Genomic DNA, 15985 nt, shown 5'->3' with positions numbered 1-15985 from the left:
GGGGAACCCCCATGAATCTCAAGAGAGTTGTGCCGTACGGCCTGGCCGCGGCCCTCGCGCTGCCCCTGGCCGGCCTGAGTCAGGGCACCGCCCTCGCGGCCACCGACTACCAGGCCGAGGACGCCCGGATCTCCCAGGGCACCGTGGCCACCAACCACACCGGATACACGGGCACCGGCTTCGTCGACTACACCAACGTCAAGGGCTCCTATGTGGAGTTCACGGTGAACGCGGCCGCCGCCGGCACCGCGGCGGTCACCCTCCGCTACGCCAACGGCACCTCCACCGACCGCCCGTTGGACATCTCCGTCGCCGGCACGGTCGCCGCGCCCGCGGTCTCCTTCCCGGCCACCGCCGACTGGAACACCTGGGCCACCAGAACCGTCGACGTGCCGCTCACCGCCGGGCCCAACACGATCCGCGCGACCGCCACCACTGCCGACGGCGGCCCCAACCTGGACCGCATCAGCGTGGCCGCGGCGAGCGACACCCAGGCCCCGACCCAACCCGGCCGGCCCGGCTGCTCCGACATCGGCGAGAGCGGCCTCACCCTCGGCTGGGGCGCGTCCACCGACAACGTGGGCGTGGCCGCGTACGACATCTACGAGCACGGCAACAAGATCAGCGAGGCGCCCGGGAACGCGACCAGCAGGGCACTGACCGGGCTCACCCCCAACACCACCTACAACCTCACCGTCATCGCCCGGGACGCGGCCGGCAACACCTCCCCGGCCAGCCCCGTCGTCGACTGCACGACGAAGCCCAGCTCCGACAGCACGCCGCCGACCGCACCCGGCACCCTGTCCGCGGCCGGCATCACATCGAACACGGCCGACCTCAGCTGGGGCACGTCGACGGACGACCGCGCCGTCGTCGCCTACGACGTACGCAGCGACACCACCGTCTACAAGAGCGTCACCAGCGGTACGTCGACCACCCTCACCGGTCTCGCCTGCAACAGCCCGTACTCCCTGAACGTCGTCGCCCGGGACGCGGCCGGGAACGTCTCGCAGCCGAGCAACACCGTCACCTTCACCACCAAGGCCTGCGCCACCGACGGCGGTGTCCCGTCCTCCGTCGCCACGCTGTCGACCGGCTGGACGATCCCGTGGGGCACCTACTGGATGCCCGACGGCAAGACCGCGCTGGTCACCGAGCGGGACGGCTTCCGGGTCTGGAAGGTCACCAAGGACGGCACGAAGACCCAGGTGGGCAGCGTCCCGAACGCCGTCACCACCAACGGCGAGGGCGGGCTGCTCGGGGTCGCCGTCGACCCCAAGTGGGACACCGACCACTACGTCTACTTCATGCACACCGCGGCCGAAGGCAACCGCGTCGTCCGCATGACCTACGACGGCACCCAGCTCACCGACTACAAGGTGCTGCTCCAGGGCATCAAGAAGAACCGCTACCACAACGGCGGCCGCCTCGCCTTCGGCCCCGACGGCTATCTGTACGTCTCCACCGGCGAGGCCCAGACGCCCGACCTCGCGCAGGACAAGAACTCCCTCAACGGCAAGATCCTGCGCATGACGACCGACGGCAAGCCGGCCCCCGGCAACCCCTTCGGCAACTACGTCTACTCCCTGGGCCACCGCAATCCGCAGGGCCTCGCCTTCGACCGCAACGGGCGTCTGTGGGAGGCCGAGTTCGGCAACAGCGCCAAGGACGAGCTGAACCTGATCAAGCCCGGCGCCAACTACGGCTGGCCGACCTGCGAAGGCAACTGCTCCGTCGCCGGCATGACCAACCCCAAGGCCACCTGGAACGTCTCCGAGGCCTCGCCCAGCGGTATCGCCATCGTCCGCAACGTCATCTACATGGCGTCCCTGCGCGGGGAACGGCTGTGGCGCATCCCGATCAGCGGGGACACCGAGAAGGTCGGCACCCCGACCGCCTACTACGTCGGGACCTACGGCCGGCTGCGCACCGTCACCAAGGTGCCCGGCGCCGACCAGCTGTGGCTGTCCACCACCAACTGCGACAACAACGGAGGAGCGGCGGACGGATCGGACAAGATCTTCAAGGTGACGATCAGCTGACCGGGGGTCAGGCCCGGTAGAGGGCCTCGACCTCGCTCTCGTACGCCTTCTCGATCGCCTTCCGCTTCAGCTTCAACGACGGCGTCAGCAGGCCGTGTTCCTCGGTGAACGGCTGCGCCAGTATGCGGAAGGTACGGATGGACTCGGCCTGCGAGACGAGGGTGTTGGCGGCGACCACCGCCCGCCGCACCTCCGTCTCCAGGTCCGGGTCCCGCACCAGCTGCGCGGGCGTCAGCTTCGGCTTGCCGCGCATCTGCAGCCAGTGCTCCACGGCCTCCTGCTCCAGGGTGACCAGGGCGGCGATGTAGGGGCGGTCGTTGCCGACGACGATGCACTGGTTGACCAGCGGATGGTCACGGACCCGCTCCTCCAGGACACCGGGCGAGACGCTCTTGCCGCCGGAGGTCACCAGGATCTCCTTCTTGCGGCCGGTGATGGTCAGATAGCCGTCCTCGTCGAGGGAACCGAGGTCACCGGTGGCGAGCCAGCCGTCGTGCAGGGTCTCGTCGGTGGCCTTCTGGTTGTTGAGGTAGCCCTGGAAGACGTTGCCGCCGTGCAGCCAGATCTCCCCGTCGTCCGCGATGTGCACCGTGACGCCCGGGATGGCTTGGCCGACGCTGCCGTAGCGGGTGCGGTCGGGCGGGTTCGCGGTCGCCGCCGCCGTCGACTCGGTCAGGCCGTAGCCCTCGTAGATCTGCACGCCCGCGCCGGCGAAGAACAGCCCCAGCCGGCGGTCCATCGCCGAGCCACCGGACATCGCGTTCCGGATCCGTCCGCCCATCGCCGCACGGACCTTCGCGTACACGAGCTTGTCGAACAGCTGGTGCTGCATCCTGAGGGCCGCCGACGGGCCCGGACCGGTGCCCCAGGCCTTGGCCTCCACGGCGTCGGCGTACTTCACGGCGATCTCGACCGCCTTCTCGAACGGCCCCGACTTGCCGTCCTTCTCCGCCTTGCGCCGGGCCGCGTTGAACACCTTCTCGAAGATGTACGGCACCGCGAGGATGAACGTCGGCCGGAACGCGGCCAGGTCCGGCAGCAGCGCGGCCGCGTGCAGCTGCGGCTGGTGCCCGAAGCGGACCCGGCCGCGGATCGCGGCGACCTCCACCATCCGCCCGAAGACGTGCGCCAGCGGCAGGAACAGCAGCGTGGACGCGGCGTCGTCCTTCTTCGTGTGGAACACCGGCTCCCACCGCTGGATCATCGTGTCCGCCTCGAACATGAAGTTCGCGTGGGACAGGACACAGCCCTTGGGGCGGCCCGTGGTGCCCGAGGTGTAGATGATCGTGGCGACCGAGTCCGGGGTGACCGCCTGCCGGTGCCGGTGCACCACCTCGTCGTCCAGACGCGCGCCGGCGTCGTACAGCTCCTGCACACAGCCCGCGTCCAGCTGCCACAGCTCGCGCAGCTGCGGGAGCCGGTCGATGACCGTGGCGATGGTCATCGCGTGGTCCTCGTGCTCCACGATCGCCGCCGACACCTCTGCGTCGTACAGCATCCAGAAGCACTGCTCGGCCGAGGACGTCGGGTAGATCGGGACCACCTGGGCACCGATCGTCCACAGTGCGAAGTCGAACAGGGTCCACTCGTAGCGGGTGCGGGACATGATCGCGACCCGGTCGCCGAAGCGGACGCCCTGGGCGAGGAGCCCCTTGGCGAGTGCGAGGACCTCGTCGCGGAACTCGGCGGAAGTCACGTCCCGCCACTGGCCCGACTCGTCCTTGCGGCCCAGTGCGATGTGCAGGGGGTCCGTCCGGGCATGCTCGAAGACGACATCGGCCAGGCCGCCCACCGGCGGCGCCGACGCCAACGGAGGGGTGGTGAACTCGCGCAAACCCTCGCTCCCCGTTCCTATGACGCTCCGTACAGCGCCGTGAAAGCTACCCCACGCACAGTCGGGGCGGGAGGGGGTACGAAATCGACCAATGCTCACCAACGGCTTGGGCGCTGCCCGGTAAATACACTCACATGCGGAAGGGTCGGACAGAATACTTACGGTTCAGTAAGTTTCGGAGCCGTAATCTCCACCGAATCTGTACGACCCGATTACGGCCCTGGGCCGCCGCCGGAGGACTCAGGTGCGCGGCACCGTCGTCCTCTCCTTCTGCGTCGCGGAGGCGGATTCCGTCACTGCGGTCCACTGTGCGCCGGGACTCCCGGGCCGCCGCCCTGTGGATCGCACCGCCCCTGCGGCCCTGCACACCGTCGGCCCGTCCCACATCGTCGTCACCGCGGTCGTCCGCGACGCCAGCAGCCTGTACACCTACCTCGGCGGACCGCTCGGCCGGCTCGAGGGCGTCCAGCACGTGGAGACCACGCCGCTCCTGCGCCGGGTCAAGCAGCTGACGTATCAGCGCCCGCCGCGCTGACCCCGGTGCAGTCGGTCCCCGCCCGTCAGGACCGCCGCCGCCAGCGCGTTCGCCGCAGCCTCGGCCGCGCCCCGTCGCCGGCCGTGCACGAGGACGAAGTCCACCTTGCCGAGCTCCGGCAGGCCCGAACGGTCCGGTACCCGGAACAGCCCCGGCGGGATCAGCCGCCGCGAGTGGGCCATGACACCGAGCCCCGCGCGCGCGGCGGCGATCAGGCCGTTGAGGCTGCCGCTGGTGCACGCGATCCGCCAGTCGCGACCCTGCTCCTCCAGCGCCTCCAGGGCGCGGGCGCGGGTGATGCCGGGCGGGGGATACACGATCAGCGGGACCGGTCGGTCGGGCTCCAGACGGACGTGTTCGGAGCCGATCCACACCAGGTCGTCGCGCCACACCAGCTCGCCGCCCGGATCCTGCGGGCGCCGCTTGGCCAGCACCAGGTCGAGCTTCCCCGCCGCCAGCTGCTCGTGCAGGGTGCCGGACAGCTCCACCGTCAGCTCCAGGTCGACCTCCGGGTGGTCGTGGCGGAAGCCCTCCAGGATCTCCGGCAGCCGGGTGAGGACGAAGTCCTCCGAGGCGCCGAAGCGCAGTCGGCCCCGCACCCGGGTGCCGCTGAAGAACGCCGTCGCCTGCTCGTGCACCTCCAGCAGCCGGCGGGCGAAGCCCAGCATCGCCTCGCCGTCCTCGGTCAGCTCCACGGAGTGGGTGTCCCGGGAGAACAGCTGGCGGCCGGTGGCCTCCTCCAGCCGGCGCACATGCTGGCTGACCGTGGACTGGCGCAGCCCGAGCCGCCGGGCGGCCTGCGTGAAGCTGAGCGTCTGCGCCACCGCCAGGAACGTGCGCAGCTGGGTGGGGTCGTACACGACGGCAGCGTACCGCTGGTCATCACGGAATACGATGGCAGTCAGAGTGGTATGTGGGATTCCCGATCGGTCCCGGGGAGAGGACGATGGAGGGGGCCCTTCCGGGCTCCCGCACGTACGTGACGAACTGCAAGTGGAGCACCGTGAAACACCTGCGCTGGCCGAGCTGGATGCCGATCGACCCGTACATTGTGCTGTTGCTCGGCACGGTGGGCCTCGCGGCGCTCTTCCCGGCCCGGGGCACCGGCGCCGACGTGGCCTCCGGGGCGTCCACGGCCGCGATCGCCTTCCTGTTCTTCCTCTACGGCGCCCGGCTCTCCACCCGTGAGGCGCTGGACGGCCTGAGGCACTGGCGGCTCCACGTCACCGTCCTGGCCTGCACCTTCGTCGTCTTCCCGGTGCTCGGTGTCGCCGCCCGCGGCCTGGTGCCGGTGGTGCTGACCCAGCCGCTGTACCAGGGGCTGCTGTTCCTCACGCTGGTGCCGTCCACGATCCAGTCGTCGATCGCGTTCACCTCGATCGCCCGCGGAAACGTGCCTGCCGCCATCTGCGCGGGCTCGTTCTCCTCGCTGGTCGGCATCCTCGTCACCCCACTGCTGGCGGCCGGGCTGCTGGGCAACGACGGCGGCGGGTTCTCCGCGGACTCCGTGGTGAAGATCGTGCTCCAGCTGCTGGTGCCCTTCCTCGCCGGGCAGGTGTTGCGCCCTTGGATCGGCGGGTTCGTCGCCCGGCACAAGAAGGTCCTCGGCCTGGTCGACCGCGGCTCGATCCTGCTGGTCGTCTACACCGCGTTCAGCGAGGGCATGACCCGGGGCATCTGGCACCAGGTCAGCCCCGCCCGGCTGGTCGCGCTGCTCGGCGTCGAGGCCGCCCTGCTGGCCGTCATGCTGGTCCTGACCTGGTACGGCGGCCGGGCGCTCGGCTTCGGCCGGGAGGACCGGATCGCCATCCAGTTCGCCGGGTCGAAGAAGTCCCTCGCCTCCGGGCTGCCCATGGCGAGCGTCCTGTTCGGCGCCCACGCCTCCCTGGCCGTGCTGCCGCTGATGCTCTTCCACCAGATGCAGCTGATGGTGTGCGCGGTCATCGCCAAGCGGCGTTCCCACGACCTGGACGAGCCCACCCAGGGGTCAGGAGTCTCCTCCGCTCACGCGATCGAGGGGCAGCCACAGGACCGTGTCCTTCGGTGACCGCAGGGCCTCAGGGTCCGACAGCTCCTCGTCGGTCAGGGCGCGGTCCCAGACGTGGACCTCGTCGATCGCTCCGGTGAAGAAGGCCCGGCTGTCCATGCGCTGACCGATGTGCACGCCGAAGGGCGAGTTGCGGCTGACCGAACCCGGCACGTCGGCGACGGCGGACTGCGTACCGTCGACGGACAGCGACAGCCGGCCTCCGCCGCGCCTGAGGACGGCGTGGTGCCACTGACCGTCGTTGTACGCGGTGTCCGTGCGCACGAAGACGGTCTGCGGAGCCGCCGCACCGTTCCGTACGGTGATCAGCCCCTGCAGTCGGTGGTTCGCCGGTTCGCCACGCATCCACACCTGCGGCTGGGTGGTGCCGATGCCCCCCATCCAGAGCAGCGGCTGCTCGCCGGTCGCGGCCGTGTACCGGAACCACAGGGACGCGGTGAAATCCCCTGAGCCGAGCGGAAGCCCGGGGCGGTACGGCAGGCGTACGGCGTCGTCGGTGCCGTCGAACTCCAGCGCCCCGTCGAACGCGCCGTCGGTCTCCGCGGCGTCGCCGAGCACCGCGGCCGGTCGGGCGTGCGGGGCGAGGTCGGCGGTGTGCGGGTCGGGGCCGCGGTGCGGGGCGAGCCAGTCCTCGGTGAAGCGGGCGAAGCGGATCTCGTCGCGGGCGTCGACCGCGCCACCCTCGTACATCAGACCCACCGTGTCGTGATCGACGCGCACCAGGTCGGAGTAACCGGACCAGTCGGTGGTGACGACCGTGCCGCGGTCCACGCTGTCCCAGGTGCGGCCGCCGTCGTAGGAGGAGCGGATCATCATCGTGCGGCGCCGGTCGGGGTCGGCCGGGCAGGCCAGCAGGATGCGGTCGCCGACGCGCAGCATCGAGCCCTGCACCTGAGGGGTGTAGAGGTCCGGCAGGCCGCGGAAGGGCGCGGCGAAGCTGCCGCCGCCGTCCCTGCTGACGGCCTGCGTGCGGTGGCCGAGGTCGGTGCCGTCCTGCTCCCGGCCGCTGACCAGGACCGAGCCGTCCGTGCGCTCGGTCAGGGTGAGTTCGGAGGGCTTCTGCCGGAAGGTGCCGTCGGCGGCGATCGGCCAGCTGTCGGTGGCGCCGATCCGCCAGTGGCCGCCGTGGTCGTCGCTGACGACGAGCGCGGCGTGGTTGGCACTGACCCGGCTGCCGTCCCACGTCTCGGTGTTGACGCCGAAGACCAGCCGGCCGGCGTACCGGCCGTGGGTGAGCTGGATGCCGTGCACGGGGCCGGTCGCGTACCAGGAGTTCCAGTCGGCGGGCAGGATCTCGGGGCTCAGATCGCGCGGCTCGGACCAGGTCACACCGTCGTCGTCGCTGTACTGCAGATGCGGGCTGCGGTCGCAGGGCACCGAGCAACTGGCGCTGTCCTTACGGCCGGTGTTGTACGTTTCCGCGAGCCAGATCCGGCCGGTGTCGCGGTCCACGATGGGCGCCGGGTTTCCATGGGTGTCGCCCGCGCCCTCGTTGACCACCTGCAGCGGGCCCCAGGTGCGGCCGCCGTCGGTGGAGCGCTTGACCACGAGGTCGATGTCGGCCGCGTCCCCGCAGTTGAGGACCCGGCCCTCGGCGAACGCGAGCAGCGTGCCGTCGGTCGTCCGCACGATCGCCGGTATCCGGAAGCAGGCGTAGCCGGGGTCCTGCGACGCATTGAAGAGGACCTGTTGTTCGAACTCGGCGGCATCAGCGGCAGGTTGGGCGTGTGCCGGGTGCGGCAGTACCAGCAGGGCGGCCGCGGTGAGGGCGGCGGCCAGGCAGTTTCTCAGACGGGTGCGGATTCCTGACGGCATGGCGCGACCTGCCCTTCATGCGTCGAGACATCTGGACATCCGGACATCCGACGTCCAACATGCGCGTATCAGACGGTAGTTGGGGCCTCCGGTGCCTCACAAGAAGCGTGCAGCTACTTCAGCGGGCTCACGGGCGCAGCACCACCTTGCCGAGGTTGCTCCGCGACTCGATCGCCTCGTGCGCCTTCGCCGCGTCCTCCAGTGCGAACTCGCCGTGCACGGCGGGCTTCAGGACGCCGTCGGCGAACAGCTGCCACAGCTCCTGCCGCCACCGCTCGTACAGCTCCGGCCGGCCGCGGGCGATCAGTGCCATCTGGAAGCCGATCACCGACTTGGCGCCGACCAGCAGGTCGTAGGCCTGGATCGTGCCGCCGCCCGAACTGTAGGCGACCAGCCGGCCGTGCGGGGCGAGTGCGGCGAGGGCGGGGGTGAGCAGATGACCGCCGACCGCGTCCAGGACGCAGTCGACACGCTCTCCCCAGCTGTCGTCGCCGTACCGGACGCAGTCGTCCGCGCCCAGCGAGCGGACGAAGTCCGTCTTGGCCGGATCGGACACGGCGCCCACCACCCGGCCCGCACCCCGTGCCCGCGCCAGCTGCACCGCGAGATGTCCGGCCCCGCTCGCCGCGGCCGTGACCAGTACCGCCTCTCCCTGCACGAGGCGCGCCGACTCCAGTGCGCCGAGCGCCACCAGTCCGCTGCGCACCAGCGCGACCGCGTCGACGGGGGTGGCGCCGTCGGGTACGGGGGAGGCCATGGCCTCGTGCAGCAGGGCGAAGTCGGCGTACCCGTGGCCGAAGCACAGCCCGGTGACCCGGTCGCCCGGGCGGAAGCGGGTCACGTCCTCGCCCACGGACACCACCTCACCGGCGAGCTCGCCGCCCAGCGGGATCGGTTCGGCGGCCTCGGTGACCTTGCGGACGACGGGCAGGGTGACGCCGACCGCTTCGCAGCGCACCAGCAGTTCCCCGGGGCCGGGCTCGGGGACGGGTGCCTCCTCCAGGAACAGGGGGCCGCCGGTGGACTCGTACCGGACGCGGCGCATCGCAACCTCCAGGAGCGGGGGTGGTCGTTGGGAACACCCATGAATTCATTGGGGGTCCCAACGGTAGCGAGGGATCGTTGGGAAGTCCAATGATTCTTCGATAGGGTGCACGTATGGCCGAAGCACCCCTTCCCGCGATCCGTGCCCTGCCCAGCTGGATCCTCGGCCGGGCCGCCGCCCGCGGCCGCTCCCTGGTCGCCGACGCCCTCGCGGCCGAGGGCATGAAGATGTGGCACCACGTGGTGCTCTCCGCCGTCCGTGACCTCGCCCCCGTCGCCCAGGCCGACCTCGGCCGCAGCGTGGGCCTCGACCCCAAGGACCTGGTCGGCGTCCTCAACGACCTGCAGTCCGCCGGCCTCGTCGTGCGCGCCCCCGACCTCAAGGACCGGCGCAAGAACGCCGTGTCCCTCACCGACGACGGCGCCCGCCTGCTCACCCGCTGCGAGAAGGCCGCCCGCGAGGCCAACGACGAGCTGCTCGCCCCGCTGTCGACGGCCGAACGCGATCAGTTCATGGGCCTGTTGATCCGGATTTCCGGCACGGACGGCTGATGGCGGCTAACGTTCCGTCATGACCGCAGCTCCCGTGCTCGATCCGCAGCGCACCGCCCTCGTCCTCGTCGACCTGATGGACCGCATCGTCGCGCTGCCCCTGGAACCCCGCAAAGGCACCGAAGTGCTCGCCACCGCCGAGGAGTTGGCGGCCGCCTTCCGTGCCGCCGGCGCACTCGTCGTCCTGATCCGGGTCGAACGCCCCGCCGTCGCCGAGCAGCCGCCCGGCAGCGGGCTGGCGGCGGGGCTGTCCAGGGACGGCGACCTGGAGATCGTCAAGCGCACCATCGGCGGCTTCCAGGGCACGGGCCTGGACGAGCGGCTGCGCGAACGCGGCATCCGCACCCTGCTGTTCGGCGGTATCGCCACCAACCTCGGCGTCGAGTCCACCGCCCGCGCCGCCGCCGACCTCGGCTACGACCTCGTCTTCGTCGAGGACGCCATGGCCGCGTTCACCACCGCCGAGCACGAGGCCTCGGTCAGGCTCGACTTCCCGCGGCTCGGCACGGTCGTGACCGCCACCCAGGTGCGCCTCGCGACCCGCTGACCTCTCACACCAGCAGCCCGCCCCCGTCCACGGTCACCACCGACCCGGTGCTGTGACCGCCGCGCATCAGGTACAGGTACGCCTCCGCCACGTCCGCCGGCTCGCCGACCCGCCCCACCGGCAGCGACTCGGCGGACGACCGGAACAGCCCCTCCCGCTCGGCCTCCGGCAGCTCCCGCCACAGCTCCGTACGCACCACCCCCGGCGAGACCACGTTGACCCGGACCGGCGCCAGCTCCAGGGCCAGCGCCCGGGTCAGCGACTCCATCGCCCCGCACAGCGCCGCCGCGGCCGTCGTCCCCGGTATCGGCCGCCGCCCGGCGGTCCCGGTGGTCAGCACCACCGAACCGCCCTCGCGGATCGAGCCGGCGCCGTACTTCACCGCCGTGTACGCACCCCACAGCCGCGTGTCCAGGAACCGCAGTGCCCGCACGATCGACGCCTCGGCCAGGCTCTCCAGCAGCAGCGACTCACCGGCCGTGTACACCAGATGGTCGAAACCCCCGATGCCCTCGAAGAAGCCGCGCACCGCCGCCTCGTCCGTCGCGTCCAGCACATGGCCCTCGGCGCTCCCGGGCAGCCGCTTCAGTGCCGCGTCCACACTCTCCTGCCGGCGCGAGGCGACCACCACCTCGGCGCCCTCCCGTGCCGCACCCTCGGCGACCGCGAGCCCGATGCCCGACGTACCCCCGATGACGACGACGCGCTGTCCCCGCAGATCCATGATGTGTTCCTTCCCTGTCCGCCTGGTGCGTCCAGCCTGCGATCGCGCCCGCCTCGCCGTCCAAGACCTCTTTCGTCCGCGGCGATCCCCTGAAGGCATCGCCACCGGCACGACGAAAGGGGCGGCCATGGACCTGGACCTGCGGAAGGTCCGCTACTTCGTGGCGGTCGCCGAACTGCTGCACTTCGGCCGCGCCGCCGAGCAACTGCACATCGCCCAACCCGTCCTCAGCCGTCAGATCCGCGCACTGGAGAAGGACCTGGGCGCGGAACTGTTCGTACGCGACAGCCACGGCATGACGTTGACGTCGGCCGGCCGTCAACTCCTGGACGACGCACGGCATCTGCTCGCGAGTGCGGACGCCGCACGCCGTCGGGTGCGGCGGGCCGCCCGCGGCCCGGGGCGCTTCGTCGTCGGCTTCCGCGCCGGGGTGGTCGTCACCCGCGCGCTGCGGGACTTCGGGGCCGCCCACCCGGACGTCGACGTCCACGCGCGCCGCGTCATGGGGGCGCCTCCCGCTCGAGCGTAGTCGAGAGTGGGGGAGGGACGACCAGGAGGAGCTGATTCTCGACGGCACCGTCGACATCGCCTACGTACGTCGCCCGGTCCGGGACCAGGGGCTGAGGCTGCTGCCGCTGTACGGCGAGGCACGCGTGGCGATGCTGCCCGCCGACCACCGGCTCGCCGGCAAGCAGGAGCTGTGCCTCGCCGACCTGGTGGACGAACCGAGGCTCAGCTACGCCCACCCGGGCCCCGACGACCTGCCGATCCGCACGATCGAGGAGAAGTTCGAGTGCGTGGCGAGCGGAGCCGGCATCACGCTCGTGCCGGAGTCAGTCGCCCTGCAGTACTCCCGACCGGACATCACCTACGTGCCGGTGCCGGACGCGGAGCCCGACGAGGTGCTCCTGGCCTGGGAGGCGCGCCGGCGGTCACCGCTGATCGCCGGCTTCGTCACCGCCGCCCGGGCTCAGGCGGAGGCGGCCGGCTGAGGCGGGGCCCCTGCGGCGCAGGGGGCGCTCCCCGCCGGTCGGGGCCCCGCCGCCGTGCCGCGGGGAACCGGTCAGCCCTGGGCGGCCGCGGCGCGCAGGGCGACGCGGTCCTCACCCGCGTACACGTTCATCGAGCTGCCCCGCAGGAAACCCACCAGGGTCAGACCCGTCTCGGCGGCCAGGTCCACCGCCAGCGACGAGGGCGCCGACACCGCCGCCAGCACCGGGATCCCCGCCATCACCGCCTTCTGCGCCAGCTCGAACGAGGCTCGGCCCGAGACCAGCAGGATCGTCCGCGACAGCGGCAGACCGTCGTTCTGCAGCGCCCGTCCGACCAGCTTGTCGACCGCGTTGTGCCGGCCCACGTCCTCCCGTATGTCCAGCAGCTCCCCGTCCTCGGTGAACAGGGCGGCCGCGTGCAGCCCCCCGGTCCGGTCGAACACCCGCTGGGCCGCCCGCAGCCGGTCGGGGAGGCTCGCCAGCAGCTCGGGGGTGACCCGGACCGGGGGAGTGTCGGCGATCGGCCAGCGCGCGGTCGTGCGTACTGCGTCCAGGCTGGCCTTGCCGCACAGCCCGCACGAGGACGAGGTGTAGACGTTCCGCTCCAGGGTGAAGTCGGGCAGAGCGATGCCCGGGGCGGTCCGCACGTCGACCACGTTGTAGGTGTTCGAACCGTCCGCGGTCGCCCCCGCGCAGTAGACGATGTTCTGCAGATCGGACGCGGTGGCCAGCACACCCTCGCTCACCAGGAACCCCGCCGCCAGCGCGAAGTCGTCGCCCGGCGTGCGCATGGTGATCGCGAGCGGCTTCCCGTTCAGCCGGATCTCCAGGGGTTCCTCGGCGACGAGCGTGTCCGGCCGGGTCGAGACCGCCCCGTCCCGGATGCGGAGGACCTTGCGTCGTTCCGTGACTCGTCCCATGTCCTGATCAGCCCCGGTTCTGTACGTGCTGGTAGCCGAAACGGCCCTTGATGCAGAGATTGCCGTGGGTCACCGGGTTGTCGTGCGGTGAGGTGACCTTCACGATCTCATTGTCCTGCACATGGAGCGTGAGGTTGCAGCCCACTCCGCAGTACGCGCACACCGTGGTCGTCTCCGACTGCTTCGACTCGTCCCAGGTACCCGCCGCCCGCATGTCGAACTCCGACCTGAACGACAGCGTCCACGGCTCCACCAGCTTGCGGTACTCCTCGAACCCCGCCCGCGAGCCGCCGTTCGACGGAGACCCCGACCTGACAGCCCAGCGCCTCGGCCACGGCGAGGGTCTCGCGCATCATCGTCTCGATGACCCGGCGGGTGCCGCCGTGCAGACACATCTGCCGCATCGTGGCGCGGGCCGGCGCGCTGATCGGGTTGAAGGAGATGATGCCGAGCAGCTTGACCCAGATGTCGCCGCGCAGCTTGACCCAGATGTCGCCGCGCAGGTCCTGCTCCACCGGGCACTTCAGGCCGCCGGCCTGCATCGCCTCGCTGAAGTCCAGGCAGCGTGCCGAGACGCTGCGGTCGGGCTCACCGACGGAGAACCGGGTGCCCTGCCGTACGACGCCCGGCGACCGGAGTTCGGTCGCGGCTTAGACGACGCAGCCGACGGCCCGTTCGGGCGCGAGGACGGCGCTGACGGCGCCGCCCGGGTCGACGCTCTCGACGCGGTGGCCGTCGTAGGGGCCGCCGTGCCGGTGGAAGTACCACCACGGGATGCCGTTCTGGGCGGCCACCACCGCCGTGCGCTCGTGCAGCAGCGGCGTGATCAGCGGCCCGCACGCGGCGTACGCGTTCGCCCAGAGGGAGGTCCCCGATGCCCAGCGACAGTAGCCTGCCTGGCCGCCGGATCCTGATCGGCTTCTCCTGGCTGTGGGTCGGGGCACCCCTCGCCTACGGGGTGTACGAGCTGGTGCAGAAGGTGACACAGCTGTTCACGGGATGAGTGCTCGGGCGTCCGAGCGTCTGAGGGAAGCCGACAACGCGGGCGCCGGATTCCTGTGGCTTCACCTGCCGTCGTACTCGTGAGTCACTGATCAGACTGGGGGATCCCGCTACCCACGGCAACGAGGGGATCCCCCACATGCACGGCTCGCGCATCGCCGCCATCGGTCATTACCAGCCCGCGAAGGTACTCACCAACGAGGACCTCGCGGGCATGGTCGACACCAGTGACGAGTGGATCCGCAGCCGGGTGGGAATCCGGACCCGACACATCGCGGGCCCGGACGAACCGGTCGACGAACTCGCCGCGCACGCGGCCGCCAAGGCCCTGGCCGCCGCGGGGCTCACGGCCCAGGACATCGACCTGGTGCTGGTGGCCACGTCCACCGCGATCGACCGCTCCCCGAACACCGCCGCCCGGGTGGCCGCCCGGCTCGGAGTCCCGCAGCCGGCCGCCATGGACGTCAACGTCGTCTGCGCCGGCTTCACCCACGCGCTGGCCACCGCCGACCACACGGTCCGGGCAGGCGCCGCGACCCGGGCGCTGGTGATCGGCGCCGACAAGATGTCCGAGATCACCGACTGGAGCGACCGCACCACGTGCGTCCTGGTCGGCGACGGGGCCGGGGCGGCCGTGGTCGAGGCGTGCGCACCGGGTCAGGAGCCGGGGATCGGGCCGGTGCTGTGGGGATCGGTGCCGGAGATGGGCAACGCGGTGCGTATCGAGGGCACGCCGCCGCGGTTCGCGCAGGAGGGGCAGAGCGTCTACCGCTGGGCCACCACCCAGCTGCCGCCCATCGCCCGGCGCGCCTGCGAGAAGGCCGGCATCGCACCCGCCGATCTCGCCGCGGTCGTGCTGCACCAGGCCAATCTGCGCATCATCGAGCCGCTCGCGGAGAAGATCGGCGCCGTCAACGCCGTGGTCGCGCGCGACGTCACCGAATCGGGCAACACGTCCGCGGCCAGCATCCCGCTCGCCCTGTCCAAGCTGCTCGAGCAGGGCGCCGTCCGCAGTGGCGACCCGGCTCTGCTGTTCGGCTTCGGCGGCAACCTGTCGTACGCGGGGCAGGTCGTACGGTGCCCGTGACGCCGTCCGCGGGGGCGCACGGGGCTGTGTGACGCGCTCAACTCCCACTTCTTCTGGCTTTTGTGCACCGTAGACTGTAGACGAAAGACAATTCATAGTGGGCAGTCCACCGTGTAGTGCAAACAGCCTGGAGGGGGACCGCGATGTTGCCGACCGGACTGCCGCAGGGAGCCGTACCCAAACTGGAACGGCCCGGCCCGTTGCGCGACCGTGTCTACGAGGCACTGCTGGAGCTGATCACCACCCGTGCCCTGCGGCCCGGCCAGCACCTCGTGGAGAGCGAACTCGCCGGACACCTGGGTGTCTCCCGCCAGCCGGTCCGCGAGGCGCTGCAGCGGCTCAACACCGAGGGCTGGGTCGACCTGCGCCCCGCACAGGGCGCCTTCGTCCACGAGCCCACCCAGGACGAGGCCGACCAACTCCTGACGGTCCGCACCCTCCTGGAGGCGGAGGCGGCCCGACTGGCCGCCCAGAACGCCGACAAGGCGGGCATCGACGCCCTGGAGGAGCTGTGCGCCGAGGGTGAGAAGGCGGTCGCGGCCGAGGACGTGGACCGCGCGGTCGCCCTCAACGCGGCCTTCCACGCCAAGGTGATGGAACTGGCGGGCAACACGGTCCTCGCCGAACTGGCCGGGCAGGTCGACCGCCGGGTCCGCTGGTACTACACCCCGGTGGCTCGTCAGCGCGGAAAGCAGTCCTGGATCGAACACCGGGAGCTGATAAGAGCGATCACCGCCCGCGACGAGCAGCGAGCCACCCACCTGATGCGCGAACACACCGAGCACACGCGCCGCTCGTACCACGAACAGAACGCGTCCTGAGCGCAGTCGGCGTCGCGTGCGAT

At 71.2% G+C, this 15985-nt stretch carries 16 protein-coding genes and 2 pseudogenes; 10 read left to right on the top strand and 8 right to left on the bottom strand.

The window, feature by feature from the left end; all coding sequences use genetic code 11:
• Nucleotides 1-11: 11 nt before the first annotated feature.
• A complete protein-coding gene (locus tag ACIF83_RS09940) occupies nucleotides 12-2042 on the top strand; it encodes a PQQ-dependent sugar dehydrogenase (protein ID WP_399725121.1) in 2031 nt (676 codons plus the stop codon).
• Between the two features lie 7 nt (nucleotides 2043-2049).
• Here the strand turns inward: ACIF83_RS09940 and ACIF83_RS09935 are convergent, their stop codons facing one another.
• The gene (locus tag ACIF83_RS09935) at nucleotides 2050-3876 is read right to left on the bottom strand and encodes an AMP-dependent synthetase/ligase (protein WP_393484730.1); all 1827 of its coding nucleotides are present in this window, start codon (nucleotides 3874-3876) and stop codon (nucleotides 2050-2052) included.
• Between the two features lie 244 nt (nucleotides 3877-4120).
• Between ACIF83_RS09935 and ACIF83_RS09930 the strand changes: the two genes are divergently transcribed.
• The gene (locus ACIF83_RS09930; RefSeq protein WP_393484729.1) at nucleotides 4121-4411 is read left to right on the top strand and encodes a hypothetical protein; all 291 of its coding nucleotides are present in this window, start codon (nucleotides 4121-4123) and stop codon (nucleotides 4409-4411) included.
• Here the strand turns inward: ACIF83_RS09930 and ACIF83_RS09925 are convergent.
• Nucleotides 4393-5271: a LysR substrate-binding domain-containing protein gene (locus ACIF83_RS09925; RefSeq protein ID WP_393484728.1), complete on the bottom strand. Its 879-nt coding sequence runs from the start codon at nucleotides 5269-5271 to the stop codon at nucleotides 4393-4395. The genes ACIF83_RS09930 and ACIF83_RS09925 overlap by 19 nt on opposite strands.
• Nucleotides 5272-5441: 170 nt before the next feature.
• On the opposite strand from ACIF83_RS09925, the gene ACIF83_RS09920 reads away from it, so the two are divergent.
• On the top strand, nucleotides 5442-6458 hold the full coding sequence (locus ACIF83_RS09920) for a bile acid:sodium symporter family protein (RefSeq protein ID WP_399725235.1): 1017 nt from the start codon (nucleotides 5442-5444) through the stop codon (nucleotides 6456-6458).
• Here ACIF83_RS09920 and ACIF83_RS09915 read toward each other — a convergent pair.
• Both ACIF83_RS09915 and ACIF83_RS09910 read right to left on the bottom strand, forming a co-directional pair.
• Complete coding sequence (locus ACIF83_RS09915; protein ID WP_399725117.1) at nucleotides 6399-8273, bottom strand: exo-alpha-sialidase; 1875 nt, start codon at nucleotides 8271-8273, stop codon at nucleotides 6399-6401. The genes ACIF83_RS09920 and ACIF83_RS09915 overlap by 60 nt on opposite strands.
• Nucleotides 8274-8400: 127 nt before the next feature.
• The gene (locus ACIF83_RS09910) at nucleotides 8401-9318 is read right to left on the bottom strand and encodes a zinc-binding alcohol dehydrogenase family protein (protein ID WP_399725114.1); all 918 of its coding nucleotides are present in this window, start codon (nucleotides 9316-9318) and stop codon (nucleotides 8401-8403) included.
• Between the two features lie 113 nt (nucleotides 9319-9431).
• Here ACIF83_RS09910 and ACIF83_RS09905 point away from each other — a divergent pair, with 113 nt between their 5' ends.
• Both ACIF83_RS09905 and ACIF83_RS09900 read left to right on the top strand, forming a co-directional pair.
• Nucleotides 9432-9869 (top strand): MarR family winged helix-turn-helix transcriptional regulator, encoded by a 438-nt coding sequence (locus ACIF83_RS09905; RefSeq protein WP_393484726.1) that lies wholly within the window; start codon nucleotides 9432-9434, stop codon nucleotides 9867-9869.
• 19 nt (nucleotides 9870-9888) lie between these two features.
• Entirely contained in the window at nucleotides 9889-10416 is a 528-nt protein-coding gene (locus tag ACIF83_RS09900) for an isochorismatase family protein (protein WP_399725111.1), read from the top strand.
• Between the two features lie 4 nt (nucleotides 10417-10420).
• Here the strand turns inward: ACIF83_RS09900 and ACIF83_RS09895 are convergent, their stop codons facing one another.
• Entirely contained in the window at nucleotides 10421-11140 is a 720-nt protein-coding gene (locus ACIF83_RS09895; protein WP_399725108.1) for an SDR family oxidoreductase, read from the bottom strand.
• 127 nt (nucleotides 11141-11267) lie between these two features.
• On the opposite strand from ACIF83_RS09895, the gene ACIF83_RS09890 reads away from it, so the two are divergent.
• A complete protein-coding gene (locus ACIF83_RS09890; RefSeq protein WP_399725105.1) occupies nucleotides 11268-11669 on the top strand; it encodes a LysR family transcriptional regulator in 402 nt (133 codons plus the stop codon).
• Nucleotides 11670-11700: 31 nt separating this feature from the next.
• Nucleotides 11701-12132, top strand: a complete 432-nt coding sequence (locus ACIF83_RS09885) for a LysR family substrate-binding domain-containing protein (protein WP_399725232.1) — start codon at nucleotides 11701-11703, stop codon at nucleotides 12130-12132.
• Between the two features lie 71 nt (nucleotides 12133-12203).
• Here the strand turns inward: ACIF83_RS09885 and fdhD are convergent, their stop codons facing one another.
• The 3 genes and pseudogenes from fdhD to ACIF83_RS09870 all read right to left on the bottom strand — a co-directional run.
• A complete protein-coding gene (fdhD, locus tag ACIF83_RS09880) occupies nucleotides 12204-13052 on the bottom strand; it encodes a formate dehydrogenase accessory sulfurtransferase FdhD (RefSeq protein WP_393484722.1) in 849 nt (282 codons plus the stop codon).
• Between the two features lie 7 nt (nucleotides 13053-13059).
• Nucleotides 13060-13290 (bottom strand): annotated as a pseudogene (locus ACIF83_RS09875) (Fe-S-binding domain-containing protein); the annotation flags it as partial.
• Nucleotides 13291-13321: 31 nt separating this feature from the next.
• Nucleotides 13322-13915: pseudogene (locus tag ACIF83_RS09870) on the bottom strand (2-dehydropantoate 2-reductase); the annotation flags it as partial.
• Nucleotides 13916-13926: 11 nt separating this feature from the next.
• Between ACIF83_RS09870 and ACIF83_RS09865 the strand changes: the two are divergent.
• The 3 genes from ACIF83_RS09865 (at nucleotide 13927) to ACIF83_RS09855 (ending at nucleotide 15962) form a co-directional block, all read left to right on the top strand.
• Nucleotides 13927-14055: a hypothetical protein gene (locus ACIF83_RS09865; RefSeq protein WP_393484721.1), complete on the top strand. Its 129-nt coding sequence runs from the start codon at nucleotides 13927-13929 to the stop codon at nucleotides 14053-14055.
• A gap of 138 nt (nucleotides 14056-14193) precedes the next feature.
• A complete protein-coding gene (locus ACIF83_RS09860) occupies nucleotides 14194-15141 on the top strand; it encodes a beta-ketoacyl-ACP synthase III (protein WP_393484720.1) in 948 nt (315 codons plus the stop codon).
• A 143-nt stretch (nucleotides 15142-15284) separates the two neighbouring features.
• Nucleotides 15285-15962 carry a GntR family transcriptional regulator gene (locus ACIF83_RS09855; RefSeq protein ID WP_393484719.1) on the top strand — a complete coding sequence of 226 codons (678 nt, stop codon included), beginning with the start codon at nucleotides 15285-15287 and terminating at the stop codon, nucleotides 15960-15962.
• The last annotated feature ends 23 nt before the right edge of the window (nucleotides 15963-15985 follow it).

The sequence above is a fragment of the Streptomyces sp. NPDC085866 genome, from assembly GCF_044541035.1.
Classification (GTDB): Bacteria; Actinomycetota; Actinomycetes; order Streptomycetales; family Streptomycetaceae; genus Streptomyces.
This window is presented reverse-complemented; position numbering and strand designations above follow the sequence as displayed.